General features: G+C 66.5%; 17 protein-coding genes. 2 read left to right on the top strand and 15 right to left on the bottom strand.

Translation table 11 applies throughout. The annotated features are described in order from the left end of the window. Positions 1 to 6 precede the first annotated feature (6 nt). On the bottom strand, positions 7 to 1296 hold the full coding sequence (locus A5752_RS06465; RefSeq protein WP_067083447.1) for a cation:proton antiporter domain-containing protein: 1290 nt from the start codon (positions 1294 to 1296) through the stop codon (positions 7 to 9). 250 nt (positions 1297 to 1546) lie between these two features. Between A5752_RS06465 and A5752_RS06460 the strand changes: the two genes are divergently transcribed. Beyond that, the gene (locus tag A5752_RS06460) at positions 1547 to 1999 is read left to right on the top strand and encodes a GNAT family N-acetyltransferase (RefSeq protein WP_067083445.1); all 453 of its coding nucleotides are present in this window, start codon (positions 1547 to 1549) and stop codon (positions 1997 to 1999) included. A gap of 14 nt (positions 2000 to 2013) precedes the next feature. Here the strand turns inward: A5752_RS06460 and A5752_RS06455 are convergent, their stop codons facing one another. From A5752_RS06455 to A5752_RS06445, 3 genes are read right to left on the bottom strand one after another with little or no spacing between them, the layout of a single operon-like run. After that, positions 2014 to 2940, bottom strand: a complete 927-nt coding sequence (locus A5752_RS06455) for an alpha/beta hydrolase (RefSeq protein WP_067083444.1) — start codon at positions 2938 to 2940, stop codon at positions 2014 to 2016. Further along, on the bottom strand, positions 2937 to 3566 hold the full coding sequence (locus A5752_RS06450) for a TetR/AcrR family transcriptional regulator (protein WP_067083442.1): 630 nt from the start codon (positions 3564 to 3566) through the stop codon (positions 2937 to 2939). The genes A5752_RS06455 and A5752_RS06450 overlap by 4 nt, the downstream gene beginning before the upstream one ends. Continuing rightward, positions 3556 to 4926 (bottom strand): flavin-containing monooxygenase, encoded by a 1371-nt coding sequence (locus tag A5752_RS06445; RefSeq protein ID WP_067083508.1) that lies wholly within the window; start codon positions 4924 to 4926, stop codon positions 3556 to 3558. Before A5752_RS06445 ends, A5752_RS06450 begins: the two co-directional genes overlap by 11 nt. A gap of 258 nt (positions 4927 to 5184) precedes the next feature. Here A5752_RS06445 and A5752_RS06440 point away from each other — a divergent pair, with 258 nt between their 5' ends. Beyond that, positions 5185 to 5913, top strand: coding sequence for a DUF1906 domain-containing protein (locus A5752_RS06440; RefSeq protein ID WP_067083506.1), 729 nt, complete (start codon positions 5185 to 5187; stop codon positions 5911 to 5913). 42 nt (positions 5914 to 5955) lie between these two features. On the opposite strand, the gene A5752_RS06435 is transcribed toward A5752_RS06440, so the two are convergent. The 11 genes from A5752_RS06435 to A5752_RS06385 all read right to left on the bottom strand — a co-directional run bounded on the left by A5752_RS06435 (position 5956) and on the right by A5752_RS06385 (position 18129). Beyond that, the gene (locus A5752_RS06435) at positions 5956 to 7344 is read right to left on the bottom strand and encodes an oxygenase MpaB family protein (protein WP_067083441.1); all 1389 of its coding nucleotides are present in this window, start codon (positions 7342 to 7344) and stop codon (positions 5956 to 5958) included. 94 nt (positions 7345 to 7438) lie between these two features. Further along, positions 7439 to 8545 (bottom strand): coiled-coil domain-containing protein, encoded by a 1107-nt coding sequence (locus tag A5752_RS06430; RefSeq protein ID WP_067083439.1) that lies wholly within the window; start codon positions 8543 to 8545, stop codon positions 7439 to 7441. A gap of 115 nt (positions 8546 to 8660) precedes the next feature. Then, positions 8661 to 9476 (bottom strand): mycofactocin-coupled SDR family oxidoreductase, encoded by an 816-nt coding sequence (locus A5752_RS06425; RefSeq protein WP_067083438.1) that lies wholly within the window; start codon positions 9474 to 9476, stop codon positions 8661 to 8663. 329 nt (positions 9477 to 9805) lie between these two features. After that, entirely contained in the window at positions 9806 to 10171 is a 366-nt protein-coding gene (locus A5752_RS06420; RefSeq protein WP_067083505.1) for a hypothetical protein, read from the bottom strand. A gap of 153 nt (positions 10172 to 10324) precedes the next feature. Beyond that, a complete protein-coding gene (dnaB, locus tag A5752_RS06415) occupies positions 10325 to 11707 on the bottom strand; it encodes a replicative DNA helicase (protein WP_067083503.1) in 1383 nt (460 codons plus the stop codon). Positions 11708 to 12189: 482 nt separating this feature from the next. Then, complete coding sequence (gene rplI / locus A5752_RS06410; protein WP_067083436.1) at positions 12190 to 12648, bottom strand: 50S ribosomal protein L9; 459 nt, start codon at positions 12646 to 12648, stop codon at positions 12190 to 12192. A gap of 13 nt (positions 12649 to 12661) precedes the next feature. Beyond that, positions 12662 to 12916, bottom strand: coding sequence for a 30S ribosomal protein S18 (rpsR, locus tag A5752_RS06405; protein WP_064346101.1), 255 nt, complete (start codon positions 12914 to 12916; stop codon positions 12662 to 12664). A 41-nt stretch (positions 12917 to 12957) separates the two neighbouring features. Beyond that, on the bottom strand, positions 12958 to 13461 hold the full coding sequence (locus tag A5752_RS06400; protein ID WP_067083434.1) for a single-stranded DNA-binding protein: 504 nt from the start codon (positions 13459 to 13461) through the stop codon (positions 12958 to 12960). 92 nt (positions 13462 to 13553) lie between these two features. Next, the gene (gene rpsF, locus A5752_RS06395; RefSeq protein WP_064395157.1) at positions 13554 to 13844 is read right to left on the bottom strand and encodes a 30S ribosomal protein S6; all 291 of its coding nucleotides are present in this window, start codon (positions 13842 to 13844) and stop codon (positions 13554 to 13556) included. A gap of 185 nt (positions 13845 to 14029) precedes the next feature. Next, positions 14030 to 15649, bottom strand: a complete 1620-nt coding sequence (locus A5752_RS06390) for a glycosyltransferase family 87 protein (RefSeq protein WP_067083501.1) — start codon at positions 15647 to 15649, stop codon at positions 14030 to 14032. 53 nt (positions 15650 to 15702) lie between these two features. Continuing rightward, positions 15703 to 18129: a transglycosylase domain-containing protein gene (locus tag A5752_RS06385; RefSeq protein WP_067083433.1), complete on the bottom strand. Its 2427-nt coding sequence runs from the start codon at positions 18127 to 18129 to the stop codon at positions 15703 to 15705. Positions 18130 to 18149: the final 20 nt, after the last annotated feature.

Raw genomic sequence — 18149 nt, 5'->3', positions numbered from 1 at the left:
TGGAGATCACCTTCCCTCGGCGGCTACGCCCGCCAAATCCGCCTGCTGCGGCGAGGCATCGACCGGAGTCCGGTGGCGCCCGTAGACATAGTTGAAGATCGGCGTCGCCATCAGGGTGGTGATGATGGCGACCAACACCAGGATCGTGAACAGGGTCGGGGTGATGATGCCCGCCTCGAGGCCGATGTTGAGCAGGATGAGCTCGATCAACCCGCGTGCGTTCATCAACGACCCGAGCGCGACGGACTCCCGCAGCGGCACCTTCCGCAACCGCGCGGCCAGCGTGCAGGCCAGTCCCTTGCCCGCAATGGCCACGACGAGGATACCCAGCGTCACCGCCCACAGCGTCGGCGTGTTCACGAGGCCGATTTCGGTGTTGAGCCCGGAGTAGACGAAGAACAACGGCAGAAGGAACGTGGTGGTGAGCGGTTCGAGGGAGTCGGTGATCTTCTTGGCGAACAAACCGGACGGCATGGCGACGCCGAGGACGAACGCGCCGAAGATCGCGTAGATCCCGATGACATCGGTGAACCAGGCGCAGCCCATGAGAAGGATCAGCACGACGCTCAACATCGTGGGAGTCACGGTGTTCCGGCGTTCGGTCATGGTGCCGAACACACCGAGCGCCCTGCGGCCCGCGGTGAGCAGCAGCACGGTGTAGGCCGCGCCGCCGACGATGGCGATCAAGGCGATCGTCGGGTCGCCCTGGTGGATGGCGAGCACGACGGCGAGGATGCACCACGAGATCGCGTCGTCGGTCGCGCCGCAGGCGAGCGCGAGCGTGCCCAGACTCGTTCCGGTGAGCCGGGTTTCGAAGATGATTCGGGCGAGCATCGGGAACGCCGTGATCGCGATCGAGGCGCCGAGGAACAACATCGCCATGAGCGGTGTGACGCCCTCACCGAAGAAGTCGTCTCCGGTCATCAACGGGATCGCGACGAGCGCCCCGAGGACGAGGGGGGCGAAGATGCCCGCGGCCGAGACGGTCGCCGCGGTGCCTGCGCGGTGTTTGATCAGGTCGACGTCGAAGTTGAGCCCCACGAGGAACATGTAGAGGACGAGGCCGATCTGCGCGGCGGTGTACAACACGACGTTCGCCTCGCCCGAGGGAAACAGTTCGGCCTGAAGGCCGGGGGCAATTCGCCCCAGCAGCGACGGGCCGAGGATGACACCGGCGATCATCTCGCCGACGACCTGCGGTTGACCCAGGCGTTGGGCGATCAGGCCGACGACCCGGCATGCGACGAGGATGACGGCGAGGGCGAGAAAGAAGTCGATGGCGACGGCTGCGGGCATGTCAGGTCCTACGGTCCGGCGCGCGGACCGCGGTAATGGTGCGGTGTTCGGAGCGCAGCGATTCGCCGGCGGGCTCCACCAGTCCGTCTATGACTCACCTCGTCGATTCCGACATGTTCGACGTACGCGCGTCGAGCCGGAGACGGGGGCGTCTTCGACGCCGAGGGGTATTGACGATTTGGGCGGTCGCTAACCCTGAAAGATCTGTCCGATTGATGACGGCGGATGTCGCCGCCGTAATGTCCGTCGCGTGCAGGTTCAGCTCCGACGTGCCACACGGGCCGATGCGCGGGCGGTCGAGCAGCTCGTGCACGAGTCATTCGGCAAGTACGTCGCCCGGATCGGGAAACCGCCGGCGCCGATGCTCGCGGACTATGCGTCCGTCGTGGCGTCGTCGCGGGTGTGGGTACTGGATGCGGACGGCGCAATCGTCGGGGCGCTCGTCAACGAGGTGCACGACGACCATCTGCTTCTGGACACCGTCGCCGTCGCGCCGAGCGCGCAAAGGCACGGCTTCGGCGCTCGGCTGCTCGCCCGTGCGGAGGACGACGCTCGCGAGTTCGGGCTCGTCGAGGTGCGGCTGTACACCCACCGGCTGATGACCGAGAACCAGGCGTTCTACGCTCGCCACGGCTATGTCGAGACGGGGCGCGGCCGCACCGACGGCTACGACCGGATCCACTACACCAAGCAGATCGGTTAACAGCACACCGGCGGTTACGCGGCGCGGTGATCCCTGCTCGACGCGAAAATGCGCCGCAGGAAGGCGATCTGATCGTTGACGACGCGCTCATGCCACCGGGCGCCGGGGTACACGTCGAAGTGGTCGCAGGGGTAGTGATGGACCGTCGCCCGCATCCGCGTCGCCGCCGCGGTCGCCGGTGCCGGTGGGGCGGTGCGGTCCTCATCGGCGATCTGCACAAGGGTCGGACACGTCACGCGTTTGGCGCTCGAGATCGGCCGGTAGCCGCCCATGACCAAGACCAGCCGGGCGGCGAACTCGTTGCGCCAGCTGGGCCCGGCGATGCGGAACATCCCGTCGACCGCTCCTTCGGCGCTCAAGCCGGCCACCTCACCCGGCGCGCCGACGATCGGGATGAGCACGGGCGGGCGGCGGAGCAGCTTGGCGGCGACATCGCGTGCGCCATAGGTCATCATTCGCAGGACGTACCGGGGACCGAGCGTTCGCAGCGACTGGGCCACGACCGGTAGGCCGTCCGTTGCCGGTGTCAGCGAGATGACTCCGGCCAGGTGGGGGTCACCGGCGGCGACGCGGATGACATGCCCGCCGGACAGCGACACACCCCACGCGACGATTCGCGCCGGGTCCACGCTCTCGAGCCGCCGGGCGTGGTCGATCACCGCGTGATAGTCGTGGACCTGCCGGGACAGCGCGATCAATTGCCGTGGTTCTCCGGAGGATTCGGCGAAGTGACGGTAGTCGAACGTCACGACCTCGCCGCCGGCGTCGGCCAGCGCCTCGGCGAACGCGAACAGCCCGCTGTCCTGGGTCGCACCCAGGCCGTGCGCCATGACGACGCAGGGGCGCCCTGCCGGGCCGGTCATCGCATCCGTCGTCGCGGAGAAGTGGTGCGCCGCAATGAAACCGCCGTCGACCGGTATCCGGATGGGGGTTGACGTCATCGTGTCGTTCCTCCGAACAACGCCGTGTGCCAGATGTGGATGACCGCCGCGAGCAGCGGACCGGCAGCCTCCGGTCCGTCGTCGGAACGGATGTGGCGGTCGAGTACCCGTTCGTTCATGGTGATCAGCGCGTGGGCCAGGGCCCGGGCGTCGGGGATGTCGATGGTCGGCTGGGTGGCGATGAAGTCGCAGACGAACTCCTCGTAGCGAGCGAGCCACTGGTCCCAGATCGCCCTCGCCTCGGGGTCGGAGTCACGGGCGTCGAGCATCGCCCGGAACAGCGTGCGGTGGGTGTGCCACGATTCGAACGTCCGAGTCATGGCGTCGGCCACCGACTTTCGCGGATCACCACCGCCCGCCAGAAAGCCACCGATCGCGAAGACGTCGTCCTGAAATATCCCGGCGAGCAGTTCGGTGACAACTTCGTGTTTTCCGGCGAAGTAGAAGTAGAACGCCGGCCGTTTCAGGCCCGCGGCCTTCGCGACCTCCGCGACGCTGATGTCGGCAAGCGAATGGCTCTGCAGTTGTTCCTCGAACGCCTCGAGGAGCCGGAGCCTGCTCTCGTCGCCGCGCGCCTGTGGCCGGCGTGCGTTGCGCCGCGAGGTCTGCGTCGACTCAGGCGGCACCGGCAGCCTCGCGCGCCCGGCCCGCCAGCTGCACCGGTCCGAGTTTCTCGACACGCTTCCGCCCCGCAGGCAGCTCGCGCTTGCGCATGTCGCGTTCGTAATCCCAGTAGTCCACCTGCTGGGTGTGTCGCGGTTTGTCGGCGAAGTGCCCGACGTATTTGCGTTCGTCCGCGGCGATGATCCGCCACATCTCGGGTTCGGACGGGGGCCGGTAGGTGCCTGCGAGATACGCGGCGACCAACCGGGCCTGGCACTCCACGAACGGGAAGAGCGTCGGCACCGCCTGAGCGAATCCCATGAAGAGCAGATCGTCGATACCCGGTTTGAGGATCCGCTTGTAGAGCGGCAGCCGGTTGTCGGGGGCCTCTAGGAAGCTGCGGTCGAAAAACGGGAACGTGATGTTGTATCCCGTCGCGTAGATGATGACGTCGGCCTCCACGGACGTGCCGTCGACGAACACCACCGAACGCCCGTCCAAGCGTTCGATATTCGGTTTGGCGGTCGCGTCGCCGGACCCCAACCGCATCAGCAGTTCGGCGGATTGGGTGGGGTGCGCCTCGAGGAAGCGATGATTGGGTTTGGGTAGGCCGTAGTTCTCGGGATCTCCGAACATCAGCTTGGCGAACGGCTGCATCGCACGCCGCTGCCACGCCAGCGGGATCACCGGCAGCGAGCGCGCGACCTTGTCGGCGGTCTTGCCGAAGATGTACTTGGGCACCACCCATGCACCGGAGCGCGTCGAGAGATAAACCGTGTTGCGCCAGGACTTCTGGGAGAGCTCGGAGACCAGGTCGGCCGCCGAGTTGCCGATGCCGACCACGACGATGCGCTTACCGCGCAGATCCAGCGGTTCGGTGGGGTCGATGTAGGAGTGGGCGTGGATGCTCTCACCGGTGAACTCGCCCGGGAAATCGGGTGTGCGCGGATCCCAATGATGCCCGTTCGCCACGACCAGGACGTCGTAGCGCCGCGTCTGTCCGTCCGCGGTGTCGAGTTCCCAACCGCCGTGGGGCAGGCGCCGCGCGTGCTTGACCTCGTTCTGGAATTGAATGCGGTCCAGCAGGCCGAAGGTTTCGGCGTAGTCGTCCAGGTACTCCTTGACCTGCGAGTGATGCGGGAAGTCGGGGAGGTCGGCGCGCATCGGGAAGTCGCGGAACGACAGGCACTCACGCGAGGTATCGATGTGCAATGACCGGTAGGCGCTGGAGTGGCCGTTCGGATTACGGAACGCCCAGTTGCCGCCGATCCGGTCGGACGACTCGAAGCAGTCGTACTCGATACCGGCGTCCGCGAGATTCTTACCGGTGGTCAAGCCGCTGATGCCCGCCCCGATGATTGCCGCAGTGGGTGATGAAGCCATGGTGCCTACCCTCGTCGTGAACTCCGTCACCCGGCACGCTACCCGATTTCTGACAGCTGTCAAAGAATCGGTTGAGCCGTGCCCCCGGGACTCAAAGCGATCACGGATCTGCTGTAAAGGCGGTTCGCCCCGGCGTGGCTCCGTTGTTCACATCTGTCACTCTGTTAACTTGCCCGCGTGCGGGAGACGCCGTGGGTTCCGAACGAGCGCCGCTCGCACCCGGTTTCCCGCCGTGAGGCGCTGCGTTATGCCGCTGCGATGTCGGCGTTGGCCGGTCTTGGCGCCGCGGCAGCGAGCGTCGGAGCACCCCTCGCGTCGGCCGCCGCTCCGACACTGATCGACTTCGCCGCGCGTCAGATCCCGGCTCAAGACATCCGCGCCGCCGGCCACTCCGGGGTGATCAACTACGTATCGACCTCGCGTCCCGGTTCGAACTTCGGCGCCAAACCGATCACCCTGCCGTACGCCCGGTCACTGAACGCCGCCGGTCTGGTCATCGTCAGCAACTATCAATACGGAAAGCCCGGCGGAACAGCACCTTCGGACTTCACCCGCGGATATGCCGGCGGCATCGCGGATGCGCGCACCGCATGGCAGTTGCACACCGCGGCCGGCGGCGGCAAGAGCGCGCCGATCTTCTTCAGCATCGACGACGACATCGACCGCAACGCGTGGACCAACCTGGCGTTGCCGTGGTTCCGGGGAATCAACTCCGTGATCGGCGTGCAGCGCACCGGGATCTACGGCGGGATCAATGCCTGTCAGTGGGCGGCGGCCGACGGCGTCATCGGTCGTTCGGGCACACCCGGCCGCGTATGGGCGTGGCAGACCAGGTCTTGGTCGAAGGGTCAGATCTACCCGGCCGCGGTGCTCTATCAACGGGTCATCGACACCGCCTCGAACCCCGGCCCGGTCGTCGGCGGAATCCGCGTCGATGTCAACGACGTGCTGGCCCAGGACTGCGGCCAGTGGAACCTGCATCCGTGAGCACCGGCTCCGCGGTGGCCTCTTCCGAATCGGCAAACACCTTCAGCCGGTGAAGGTTTCGCCCGACAACGACCGATCGTGATGGGTGTAGGTCAGCGGAATCTTCCGGCCCGCCGCGATCTTGCTCAGCATGGCGATCCGTTCACGTGCGGCTGCACCGGTCCTCTTCCGTTGTTCGCGAATCGGATTCGACCACGGCAGACGATCGGCCAGCGTCGCGAGTCGCACGTTGACTTTGGTGATGTTCTCGAAGATCCGTACTCGACGCTCGAAGTCGTAGCCCAGCGGTTCGAAGAGTGAACCGGCGATCATGGCCTCGATCTGCCGGTATCCGAACACGACGCCGGCCGGTGCAAGCGCAATGGCGGCGGTGATCTGGTTGGCGTAGCGCTCCACCAGCTTCCTGGCCCAGCCGGGAAACGTCTCCGTCAGAGTGGCGATGTGGGCAGGCCCTGCGATCGCATCAACGAGCTGGGCGCGCCACGGCGACGGGTTGCCACCCCTGGCCAGAACGTAGTTCAACGACTTGATCAGGTCGACACCGTCCGGCGAGCGCAGCACTTCCGGAGCGCCCCACAGCTGTCCTGAAAACGAGGAGTACTCGGCGAGATCCTCGAGCTGCTGCGCGGTGAGCTCGCGGCCGAATGCGTGGTCGACGAGCCGGCCGAGCAGCATGCCGCTACCGAAGCCCAGCAGCGAGGTCACCGGAATGGGTTCGCCGAACTTGAGATAGACGTCGTCACCCCACTTGCGGCGTAGCCCGCGGCTGGCCTGTGCGTGCATCAACCGCACCCGCACCACGTCCTGAAACGCCTCGGAGTTGCGATCGAAGATGTCGGGCAGCGTGAATTGTGCGAACACCCGCGCGGTTTCGATGAAGCGGCGCGGACCGTCGTCCGCGAACCGACCGGTGGCACCGGTGGCCGCCGAGATGTCGCCGGTCATCGCGGTCTCGTAGAACGCCCACCCCTGGATGATCGTGGTGGCCGACTTGGTGGCCGACATCGCGAGCATCCGGCCCCGTTCGGCGGAGACCAGATCGAACTGGGCGGGCAGCCCGTCCAGGTGCTCGAAGAGGTCGACGAGTTCTTGCGGGGGATCCCCGACCGAGTCGATGCCCTGCGTCAGGGCCTGCTCGAACAGCGCGCGTCCTTGTTCGTGGCCGATGCGCTCGAATGCGTCGACCACGGCGCCCATGTACTCATCGCCCTGCCAGAAGTAGTCGTCGCGCCAGCGCGTGAGGTCGTTGGGTTCGACCTCCTTGTCGATGTCGATCCAGTCGCCGAACATGAACTCGCGCATGTGCCGCCACTGGGGGGCGAAGTGGTCACGTCCCGGCGGGATCGGCCGCAACGGCTTGTCCGGATGGTCGCGGCGATTGAAATCGACGTCGTCCAGCTGGATCTTGGGACGCTCTCCGGTCACCGTCATGCAGCCAACTCACTCTCCGTCATACAGGACACTGATTTCGACGTTAGCTCAGTCGGCGCGGGAAGTGAACCGCCATTCTGGTTTCGCCGGCCGGTCAGCGACGGGGTGTGGTGGTGACGTGCACGTGGTCGTAGTGGCCGTAACCCGAACCCGTCGGACCGTCCGGCGTGTAGTAGGTACCGCGCCAGATCACGTCCTGCAACCCGAAGCGGCTCGCATTGCTCAGCATGAACGCCTTGATCTCGTCTCCGAGTGCGATGCCTTCGGGGCTCTCGGGGTTGGGGATCATCACGTCGATCGCCAGGCCGCTCGGATGCCACGGCTTCGAGTCGGGCCTGACCCCGTCGATGTCGGAGATCTGTGGGAACCGGGCGCTGATGGCGCGCGCGGCGAGGACGGTGTTCGGTTGCAACCCCGCCTCGGAGGCGACGCCGGGGGGCAACGCATCGGGCACGGCGAGGGCGACCGCCGGCGGAGGAGCGACGTCGCCGGGCGGCGGACCGGGCATCGCGAGGATCGGCGGGGCCGGCGCTTCCGGCGGCGGCGGTGGGGTCGCGGCCGCGTTGTCGACCACCGCCCGTTGACCCGGCGTCAGCGCCGCATACTGCGCCTCGGCGGCGGCGATCTGTTTCTGCAGTTCCCGGAACTTCGCCTGGAGGTCCGAGCGCACGGCGGCGGACTGCTCGGCCGCGGTCCGGGCGTCGGCGGCCGATTTCTCCGATGCCCGGGCGGCGCCTTCCGCGCTCTTACGCGCCGATTGGAAGGCCTTCATCTGCGCGGTGGTCTCGGTGGTGATCGCACGCTGGATGGACAGCTGGTCGATCAGCTGTTGCGGGGAGCCCGCGCTCAGCAATGCCGCCCACTGGCCGGTGCGTCCGCTGACGTACGTCATCGCGGCCACCTTGTCGGCCGCGGCCTGCCGGTCGGCCAGCTGGGCGTTCGCGGCGTCGAGAGCCGCCAGGTCTTTGCGATGGCGGTCTTCGGCCTGGGCCTGGGCGGCCGCTTTGTCGGCGGCATCCTGTTGGGCCTGGGTGACGGCTTCGCGGGTCTGCACCGCCTGGCGGGACAGCTCATCGAGCCTGGCCAGCGCGTCGGACGCCGGGTCCGCGGTGACGACGCCGGCCAGGGCCACGGCCAACGACAGGACCGCGGCTGCGACGCCAGCCCCCACTCGGGGAGAAAACCGGCGCGCCCGACCCATTCGGATTGTCACGATCCTTCGCTGTAGGGACCCGTCGCGGCCCGGCTACGTATGTCTCGGACAGGTTATGAACTGGTGGCGACGATGTCTATTCGTCCGTCGAAAAAGCTGTTGATCAGACCTTGTTGAGTAGGCCGGCGTCGACGGGCACGACGGTGCCGGTGACGTACCGGGCGTCGTCGGAGGCGAGCCACGCGACGGCGTTGGCGATGTCACGCGCTTCGACGTAGTCGACCGGGATGGCGTTCTCGAGCGATCGCGCGATGGCGGGCTCGTACTTCTTGAGCATGCTCAGATCACCGTTGTTGGCCATCGGCGTCGCCACTGTCGTCGGGGCCACGGTGTTGACCCGAATGTAATGCGGGGCAAGGTAGTTGGCGTATGCGCGCATGAGTCCGACGACTCCGTGCTTGGCGGCCGTGTAGGCGATCATGCCGCCGGATACGACGGGGGTGCCGATCAGCCCGCCGGTCGAACTGGTCAGGATGATCGAGCCGCCGCGGTCCTGCTTGAGCAGCGTCGGGACGGCGACGCGCAGCGTGTTCCACACGCCCTTGAGGTTGACGTTGATGACGTCTTCCCATTGTTCGTCGTCGGTGGTGGCACCGCCCGGGCCGATCCCGGCATTGGCGGCGACGATGTCGACGCCGCCGAGTTCGGCGGCCCCGTCGTCGAACGCCTTCTGCAGGGCCGCCACGTCGCCGACGTCCGCCTCCCGCGCCACGATGCGCCGGCCGAGCGATTCCACCTGCCGCACAGTCTCCTTCAGGTCCTCAGGCGTCGACATCTTGTAGGCCACCGTGCTGTACTGCGCGCATACGTCGATCGCGATGACATCGGCGCCCTCCTCCGCGAGCCGGACCGCGTGCGCGCGGCCCTGGCCTCGCGCGGCCCCGGTGATGAAGGCGACCTTGCCCTCGAGCTTGCCCATGACTACTCCTGTTCAGATGGGTGACGTCGAGGCGTCGTCGGCCTCGGCCGCGGGGTTCACGGCGCTAAGTTTGAGCGACTGCCCAAATTAAAGCAAGAGTCTGCGTCTTCACTTCACACAGGAAGCGGTCAGAAGAGCTTGTAGGCCTCATAGGACACCGAGAAGCCGTGGCCGGAGTCGCCGTCGCGGCACGTCACATGAGCGGCCTCCTTCGAGGATCGGCGCATTTGAGCTTGCGTATGCCGGAGTTAGTCGTCTGTGCTCGCGCCGGTTTCACCACTGAAGGCCGCGATGGAAGAACTTGCCGCCCCCGCCCTGCGGCCGCGCGACTACGCCTGATCCAAACTCGGCCGGTGATCAGCGGCCTCGGCCTCGGCAGCAAGCAATGCAGCCAGCTCGCCCTCCTGCTGGGCAACAAACACGCCGATTACCTGCCGGCATACCTCCGGCACGCTCACCCCACGCATTCTCGCAATACGGTTCAGTCCGACCAGCATTGACGTAGACACGTGAAACTGCACAGTGAACTGGCCGCACGAACCATCCTCAGGCGGCGACCCCGGTCCCACCACCACGGGTTCGTCCACCCCGTATTCGCTAACCTCAGCAGCCCGAGCGCGCTCGATAGCTCCTCCCCCAGAGCCGCCAACGCCGTCGGCCGGGTCCCGGAACTCCTCGTGACTGAACAAACCCATTCCGCCCACGCTAGACCTGCCAGAACTCCCAGGCCGCCAATGAGCGCTGCCGGTCGAGAGCAGAGGGGGTGTGCCCAATCGTGATCACGTCGAATCGCCTGCAGGCCAGGCAGTCTCCATTTGACATCAAACTTGAGAAGCCACCCGACTTCGCTACTGCTTGGCCATGTTCGCGAAGCGGCTCAAATGCAGTTGGTGCGCAACGGTAATCGTCTTCGTCGGGCCGTTACGGTGCTTGCCGAGAATCAGGTCCGCCTCGCCACCACGCGGGTCGTCACGCTCGAACGCGTCCGGCCGGTGCAGCAGGATCACCATGTCCGCATCCTGTTCCAGGCTGCCCGACTCGCGAAGATCCGACACCATCGGCTTCTTGTCCGTGCGTTGCTCCGGGCCGCGGTTCAGCTGGCTGATCGCCACCACCGGAACATCGAGTTCCTTGGCCATCAGCTTGAGGCTTCGCGAGAAGTCCGAGACCTCTTGCTGCCGAGACTCGTACTTCTTGCCCGACGTCATCAGCTGCATGTAGTCAACGACGATCAACCGCAAACCGGCCTTCTGACTCAGCCGGCGCGCCTTGGCGCGGATCTCCATCATCGTCAGGTTCGGCGAATCGTCGATAAACAAAGGCGCTTCGCTGATCTCGCTCATCCGGCGCGCCAACCGCGTCCAGTCGTCGTCGCTCATGCGACCCGACCGCATATCCGCCAGCTTGATCTTCGCCTCGGCCGACAAGAGCCGCATCACGATCTCGGACTTGCTCATCTCCAGCGAGAAGATGACGCTGGGCATCTGGTGCTTGATCGAGCAGGACCGCATGAAATCCAGTCCAAGCGTCGATTTGCCGACGCCAGGCCTCGCCGCGATGATGATCATCTGACCCGGGTGCAGACCGTTGGTCACCTCGTCGAGTTCGACGAAACCCGTTGGCACACCGCGCGCGATGCCGCCCTGTGACGCAATCGCGTCGATCTCGTCCATCGTCGGCTGCAACAGTTCTTCCAGCGGGACGAAGTCCTCGGCCGTGCGCCGCTCGGTGACGTCGTAGATCTCCGACTGTGCGCGGTCGACGATCTCGTTGACGTCCGCGCCCTCGGCACCGGCGTAGCCGTACTGCACGACGCGGGTACCCGCCTCGACCAGCCGACGCAGCAGCGCCTTCTCCGCGACGATGCCCGCGTAGAACCCGGCGTTCGCGGCCGTGGGCACCGTCGAGATCAGCGTGTGCAGGTACGGCGCGCCGCCGATACGGCGCAGCAGCCCGCGCCGATCCAGCTCGGCGGCCACCGTCACCGCGTCGGCCGGCTCCCCGCGGCCGTAGAGGTCGAGGATCGCGTCGTAGACGTTCTGGTGGGCCGGCCGATAGAAGTCGCCGGGGCGCAGCTTCTCGAGCACGTCGGCGATCGCGTCCTTGCTCAGCAGCATCCCGCCGAGCACGGCCTGCTCCGCGGCCGGGTCCTGGGGAGGTTGGCGTCCGAAGTCCTCACTCGGCGGCGGCGTATCCATCCCCGGATGGCCTAGGTCGTCTACGACGGCCACGAAGCGCCTCACCCCTCTATTCACTATCGAACGTACATTCGATACCCGGTTGTCCGCGACTATAAGCCAAGCCGCTGACAAACCGCTTTCGGCGCCTGACCCGTCCCGCCGACGGCTTACGCTAGACGTTGCTGGCGGGGGCGCAACCCGGTCCTGTTCATAGACCTGTGGATGGGGTGTGGATAGGTCTGGACAGCCATGTTGAGTCGTTGGGGAGAACCTGTTAATCAACCACTTCAGTTACTGCATCTCCGCAGATAGCCGCACCATAAACCGTCGGTGATGTTGTGGATGACAAATGCCTCGGCGTGTCGTGCCGGGTTGCCAACTCGGGCGTGTTGTATTGCGCCCAGGGGCCAGGCAGGTTAACGGCCGGTTATCTTCGCTGTGCGGATAATCCAGCGCATTGTTCGCCAGCGCGCACAGCAACGGCCGGGTGAAGATCGGTGGCGACTTCACCCGGCCGTATTTTGACGCTGTAGTTACTTTGCGGCGACGACTTCCAGCGAAACCGTCGCGGCGATCTCCGGATGGAGGCGAACCGCGATCGGATGCGTGCCGGTCGTCTTGATGTGTGCCTTCGGCAACTGGACGGTGCGCTTGTCCAGGTTCGGCCCGCCGGCGTTCTTGATGGCCGCAACCACGTCGGCCGTTGTCACCGAGCCGAACAGCTTGCCGCTGTCGGCCGCGGCCTTCACTGCCACCTGCACCGAATCGAGGTTCTCGATCGCGGTCTTGAGCTCGACGGCATGCTCGCGGCCCTGGATGGCCTTCTGCTCGCGAGCGCGGCGAATCTCCTCGGCCTGGCGCTCCGCGCCGCGGGACGCGACGACGGCCAGGTGCCGCGGCACCAGGTAGTTACGGGCGTAACCGTCCTTGACCTCGACGATGTCGCCCTGCTCGCCGAGATGTTCGACGTCGGCGGTGAGAATCAGTTTCATCTTCCTGTCCTCCCTATCGCGTCGACGACGTGAACGGCAGCAGCGCAACCTCACGCGCGTTCTTCACGGCGATCGCGATGTCACGCTGGTGCTGCACGCAGTTGCCGGTGACGCGGCGGGCGCGGATCTTGCCGCGCTCGCTGATGTACGTGCGCAGCAGCGCCGTGTCCTTGTAATCGATGGCCTGCCCCTTCTTGGAGCAGAACACGCACTTGCGGGTCTTGACCGGCTTCTCGGGAGCCGGCCGACGCTTGGTGGCCTTGGCCATGTGTCTTTCTCTTTCTTGCTACTTCGTTGATCGGTTGTGGATCAGAAGGGTGGCTCGTCGTCGGCTCCGGAGAACGAGCCCGACGCCGGGGCACTGCCCCACGGGTCGTCCTTGGGCTGCTCGGCGGGGCGCGAACCTCCGCCTCCGCCGCCGCCGAAGCCACCGCCGCCACCGCCGCTGCGGCTGGCCTTGTTCACCTTGGCGGTCGCGTATCGCAGCGACGGGCCGATCTCATCGACCTCGAGCTCGACCACGGTGCGCTTCTCGCCCTCGCGGGTTTCGAACGACCGCTGCTTGAGCCTGCCCTGCACGATCACCCGCGAACCGCGAGTGAGGCTTTCGGCCACGTTCTCGGCGGCCTCGCGCCAGATGTTGCAGCGCAGGAACAGCGCCTCGCCGTCTTTCCACTCGCCGGTCTGGCGGTCGTAGATGCGCGGTGTGGACGCCACGGTGAAGTTGGCGACGGCCGCACCCGACGGCGTGAACCGCAGTTCGGGATCGGCGGTCAGGTTTCCGACGACGGTGATGATGGTGTCACCAGCCACGATGTCCTCCTGGGATTGGCGGTGTAAGTCTTCCGAGCGGTCGCAGGCGAGCCTACGGAAGCGCTCCGACGCTTACAGCCTGTTCTTCGGGACTAGTGCTTGTCCGTCCGCATGACCTTGGTCCGCAGCACGGACTCGTTCAGGTTGAGCTGACGGTCCAGCTCGGTCACGGTGGCGGGCTCTGCCTTCACATCGATGACGGCGTAGATGCCCTCGGCGTGCTTGGCGATCTCGTATGCCAGCCGGCGCCGGCCCCAGATGTCGACCTTGTCGACACTGCCGCCGTCCTTGCGGATGACGTTGAGGAATGTTTCCAGCGACGGAGCTACGGTGCGCTCGTCAAGGGTGGGGTCGAGGATGACCATGATTTCGTATGGACGCATGAAGACCTCATCACCTCCTACGGTCTGATCGGCCACGGACTGTCCATGGCAGGAGGGTCGCCTGCGTCGGCAACCGGCCCAGGTTACAGGAAAGCCCGCTGATCTGCGAAATCGTGCTGTCCGCACGGCTCAGCGCGCCGATTGTGTATCCAGCGACGCTTCAGGGCCGTTGAGCGTCGCTGGTTTCACACACGAGCCAGCGGTGCTTCGGATTCGGGTTCCGTCTGCAATCTCGACGCATCCGGCCGCAGCCAGTCCGGCAGCCACCGCGGCGGCGCGTCCGGCGCCCGGTCGAACACCCCGCCCGCCGGATCGTCGACCCCGCCGCGGGCGCGGACCAGGTCCAGCTCCGGACGGTAGATCTCGCGGATCACCAGCGCGCACAGCGCAACCACGGCGATGTCGCGCAGCAGCACCGTGATGGTGAACGGCTGCTCCGGCAACCCCTTGTTCGCTTCGCCGTAGAGGTACAGCATTCGCGGCACCCACACCAGCGCGTCGATTGTCATCCACGCCAACAGGATTCGTCGATGCGGCAACGCCAGCACCGCCAACGGCACCAGCCACAGCGAGAACTGCGGGCTCCACACCTTGTTGGTCAGCAGGAACGCCGCGACGATCAGGAACGCCACCTGCGCGACCCTCGGTCGACGGCGAGCGGTCAGCGCGATGTAACCGATTGCGATACAACAGGACACGAACAGGATCGCCGAGACGGTGTTCGTCACCGTCGGGGGTTGCCAGTAGCCCAGGTCGGGGTCGAAACCCCGCCACCCGGTGAACGACTTGACGACGTTGTAGATCGAATCCATGTCGTCGCCGCGACGGGTGTTGAGCCGGAAGAACTCCGACCACCCCCGCGGGAACAGCAGCATGATCGGGAGATTCACCACAAGCCACGCCACGACCGCGGCGATCGCCGTCTTGCCGACCTCCCGCAACTTGCCGGTGCGCAACGCCAGCACTGCCAGCGGCGCCAGCAAGAGCAGCGGATACAACTTGGCCGCCACGCCGAGCCCGATCAACGCGCCGGCCAACACCGGTCTGCGTCGCGCCCACGCCAGCAGCGCACCGGTCGCGAAAGCCGTTGCCAGCGCGTCGAAATTCGTGAAAATCTGAAAGATCACCAAAGGCGATGCCGCCACCAACGCCGCGTCCCAGACCCGCCGCGGCCCCGCCAGGCGCGACGTCGCCCACACCGTCGCCAACCATGCCAACGCCAACCCCAGCGCCGCGATGTTGAAGAACATCACCACCTCGGCGATCACCGGAACGGAAACGAGTTTCGTCAACGCGGTGTACGTCTTGGCCAACGACATCGCCACGTACTGGTAGATGCCGGTCAGCACCGGATACTCCATGTAGCGCACCGCGGTGTTGCCGTCGTACTGGATATGCGGTTGGCCGGTGGCGTCCTTCTCCACCCAGCTCGACTTGTACGGGAACTTGCCGAGGTTGAGCAGTTCGGCGGTGTACAGCGGAACGGTGTCGGAGTAGCAGAGCTGGAAGTACGCGCGCTGATTGCTCCAATCGGCCACCCGCTGATCGGCGGTCCCGGTGCCCGTGGTCTGCAGGCACGCGGCCTTCGTCGAGTAGCCGAGCGCAAGGAACACCAGCGCAATGATCAGCATGACCCGCAGCGGCGTCAGCAACCGCTGCCTGCCGATCAGCGCGTGTCTGCCGACGGGCCCGCCGATGACGTCGGACAACGCCGCGCCGATGGTGTCCGTGCGGCTCGGAAGGTCGCGCTGGTCGAAACTCCGGCGGTCTTGGGCCAGCGGAGCTGGCGATTGGTCTGGGGCCAGCGGCGCTGGCGATGCCGTCGACGGCCCGCTTGTCTCTTCGCCCCCCACGTCGGTCACGGAGGCGGCAGCGGCGCACCGGGCGCCGGGGGTGCTCCGACAGGTGCGGGCGGTGCTCCAACCGGCGCCGGTCCTGGCGCGGGTCCCGGCGCGACGCCACCGGGCGGCGGCGGCGCGACGGGAACGGTGGTCGGCGGACCCCACGGAATCGTGATGCCCGGCGCCACCTCGATGGTCGGCTGGATGACGGTCTCCGAGGGCTGGGTGGGCGGCGGGGCCTCCGTCGACGACGGTGGCGGCGGCGCCTGCGGCACACCCGCGTACCCGCCGATCTCCTCGGGCTTGGGGAACGACTCGTTGTCGGTGTCGTCGAGCGCACCGTCCATGGTCGCCTTCCAGATGTCGGACGGCAGACCCGAACCGTAAACCGGCGAACCCCACTTGGTCTCGAGCGGCTTGGTGCCCTCGGTCGTGCCGACCCACACAGCGGTCGACAGCGACGGCGTGTAACCGACCATCCAGGCGTCGCGGTTGCTGTCGGTATCGCCGAGCTGGTTGGTGCCCGTCTTCGCCGCCGACGGCCGCCCGCCCGCCAGCGCGTGGCCGTTGGAGTACGCGGCGATCGGCTGCATCGCCGAGGTCACGTTGTCGGCGACCTTCTTCTCGATCCGCTGCTCACCCGAGTTGTCCTGCTGCGACGCGTCGAACAACACCTCACCCTCGGAGTTGACGACCTTCTGCACAAAGTGCGGCTTGTGGTACACCCCCGAGGCCGCGAGCGTGGCATACGCGGACGCCATGTCGAGCACCCGAGTCTGGTACTGCCCCAACACGACACCGTTGTTGGGCGGGCCGCCCTGGCCGTCCTCGGACAGCGTGTGGTCGACGCCGGGGAAGCTCTCTGCGATACCGGCCTGGTGTGCGGCGTCGGCGACGTCCTGCGGGCCGTTCTTCAGCTTGAGCATCAGGCGGTAGTAGCTGGTGTTCAGCGAACGCTTGAGCGCCTCGGCGATGTTGCACGTGCCGCAGCCGGCGCCCTCGACGTTGGTGATCTTGATGCCGTCGACCTCCAGCGGCGAACTGTCGACCTGGGTGCCCAGGCCCATCCCCTGCTGCAAGGCGGCGACCAACGCGAACACCTTGAACGACGACCCCGTCGGCAGACCGGCCTGGGCGAAGTCGAATCCGTTGGCGTCGCTGCCGCCGTAGTAGGCCTTCACCCCGCCGGTGCGCGGGTCGATCGACACGATCGCGGTGCGCATGTCGGGGTCTTGGCCCTCGAGGTAATCCTGCGCGGCCTCCTCGGCCGCCTTCTGCGCCTTCGGGTCGATGGTCGTGGTGATCTGCAGGCCCTCGGTGTTCAGCGTCTGCTCGGTGATGTCGAACAGTTCGAGCAGTTCCTTCTGCACCTGCCGTTCGATGAGCCCGTTCGGTCCCGTCGTCTGGTTCTGCGAGCGCGCCAGGTCGGGCGGGACGGTCGCCGGGAACACCTGCGCCGCACGCTCCTGCGGGGACAAGGCGCCGATCTCGACCATGCCGTCGAGCACCCAGTTCCACCGTGCGGTGGCGCCTTCGAGGTTGACCGCCGGGTCCAGCCCGGACGGCCGCTGGATCAGCGCGGCCAGCAGCGCACCCTCGGCGACGGTGAGGTCTTCGACCGGCTTGTTGAAGTAGGCCTTCGACGCCGCGGCGACGCCGTACGACCCGCGACCGAAATAGATGATGTTCAGATACGACTGCATCACTTGGTCTTTGGACCATTCGCCGGACATCTTCGTCGAGATGACCAGCTCCTTGGCTTTTCGGATCAGGCCGCCGACGCCCGAGCGCTCCGAACCGACGAGCGCGTTCTTGACGTACTGCTGGGTGATCGTCGAGCCACCCTGGAGGTCGCCGCCGAACAGGTTGTTCTTGATGGCGCGTGCGAAACCGGTGAAGGAGAAGCCCGGGTTCGAGTAGAAGTCGCGGTCTTCTGCGGCCATCACCGCGTTGCGCACCTGCACCGGGATCTGGTCGATGTTGACGTCGACGCGATTGCCCTCGGGTGGAACGATTTTCGCCAACTCGCTGCCGTCGCTGGCCAAGATCGTCGACACCTGGTTGGTGCGGATGTCTCCGGGTTTGGGGACGTCGACGATCATGTACGCCATCGCGAACGTGATGATCGGCAGCACGATGAACACCGCGGCCGCTATGAGCCCGCCGCGTCGTACCCACTTCCAGTTGATCTGGTCGGGCAGCCCGCGCCGTGGTCCCGACGGACCGCTCGGCGGTCCGCCGCCGCCCGGTGGTCGGGGCGGCGGTGGCGGGGGCGACGGTGGTTTACGTGCCGGCGTGCCGTCCAACGCCGCCTTGACGACGTCGACGGGGTCGCGCAGGTGTGGCGGTCGCGCCTCGCGCACCGGCGGCAGAATCGAGGTGTGCCGATCGTCGGGCGGAAGCGGACGGGTCCGCGAATCCGGCTGCGGGCGGCGCTGCGGCACGTCGGGAGCCGGGCGGTGCG

Origin of the sequence: Mycobacterium sp. 852002-51961_SCH5331710 (assembly GCF_001665535.1) — a bacterium.
In the GTDB taxonomy this organism is placed as follows: Bacteria; Actinomycetota; Actinomycetes; order Mycobacteriales; family Mycobacteriaceae; genus Mycobacterium.
The sequence above is the reverse complement of the archived record's forward strand: the minus strand, read 5'-3'. Positions and strand labels throughout refer to the sequence as shown.

What these genes read in the sequence shown, in the direction of transcription:
- A5752_RS06440 (WP_067083506.1), top strand. Translation starts at nt 5,185, where the DNA reads ATGTCGGCGTTGGCCGGTCTTGGCGCCGCGGCAGCGAGCGTCGGAGCA.
- A5752_RS06430 (WP_067083439.1), bottom strand. Translation starts at nt 8,545, where the DNA reads ATGGGTCGGGCGCGCCGGTTTTCTCCCCGAGTGGGGGCTGGCGTCGCA.
- A5752_RS06435 (WP_067083441.1), bottom strand. Translation starts at nt 7,344, where the DNA reads ATGACGGTGACCGGAGAGCGTCCCAAGATCCAGCTGGACGACGTCGAT.
- rpsF (WP_064395157.1), bottom strand. Translation starts at nt 13,844, where the DNA reads ATGCGTCCATACGAAATCATGGTCATCCTCGACCCCACCCTTGACGAG.
- rpsR (WP_064346101.1), bottom strand. Translation starts at nt 12,916, where the DNA reads ATGGCCAAGGCCACCAAGCGTCGGCCGGCTCCCGAGAAGCCGGTCAAG.
- A5752_RS06465 (WP_067083447.1), bottom strand. Translation starts at nt 1,296, where the DNA reads ATGCCCGCAGCCGTCGCCATCGACTTCTTTCTCGCCCTCGCCGTCATC.
- rplI (WP_067083436.1), bottom strand. Translation starts at nt 12,648, where the DNA reads ATGAAACTGATTCTCACCGCCGACGTCGAACATCTCGGCGAGCAGGGC.
- A5752_RS06455 (WP_067083444.1), bottom strand. Translation starts at nt 2,940, where the DNA reads ATGACGTCAACCCCCATCCGGATACCGGTCGACGGCGGTTTCATTGCG.
- A5752_RS06425 (WP_067083438.1), bottom strand. Translation starts at nt 9,476, where the DNA reads ATGGGCAAGCTCGAGGGCAAGGTCGCCTTCATCACCGGGGCCGCGCGA.
- A5752_RS06445 (WP_067083508.1), bottom strand. Translation starts at nt 4,926, where the DNA reads ATGGCTTCATCACCCACTGCGGCAATCATCGGGGCGGGCATCAGCGGC.
- A5752_RS06420 (WP_067083505.1), bottom strand. Translation starts at nt 10,171, where the DNA reads ATGGGTTTGTTCAGTCACGAGGAGTTCCGGGACCCGGCCGACGGCGTT.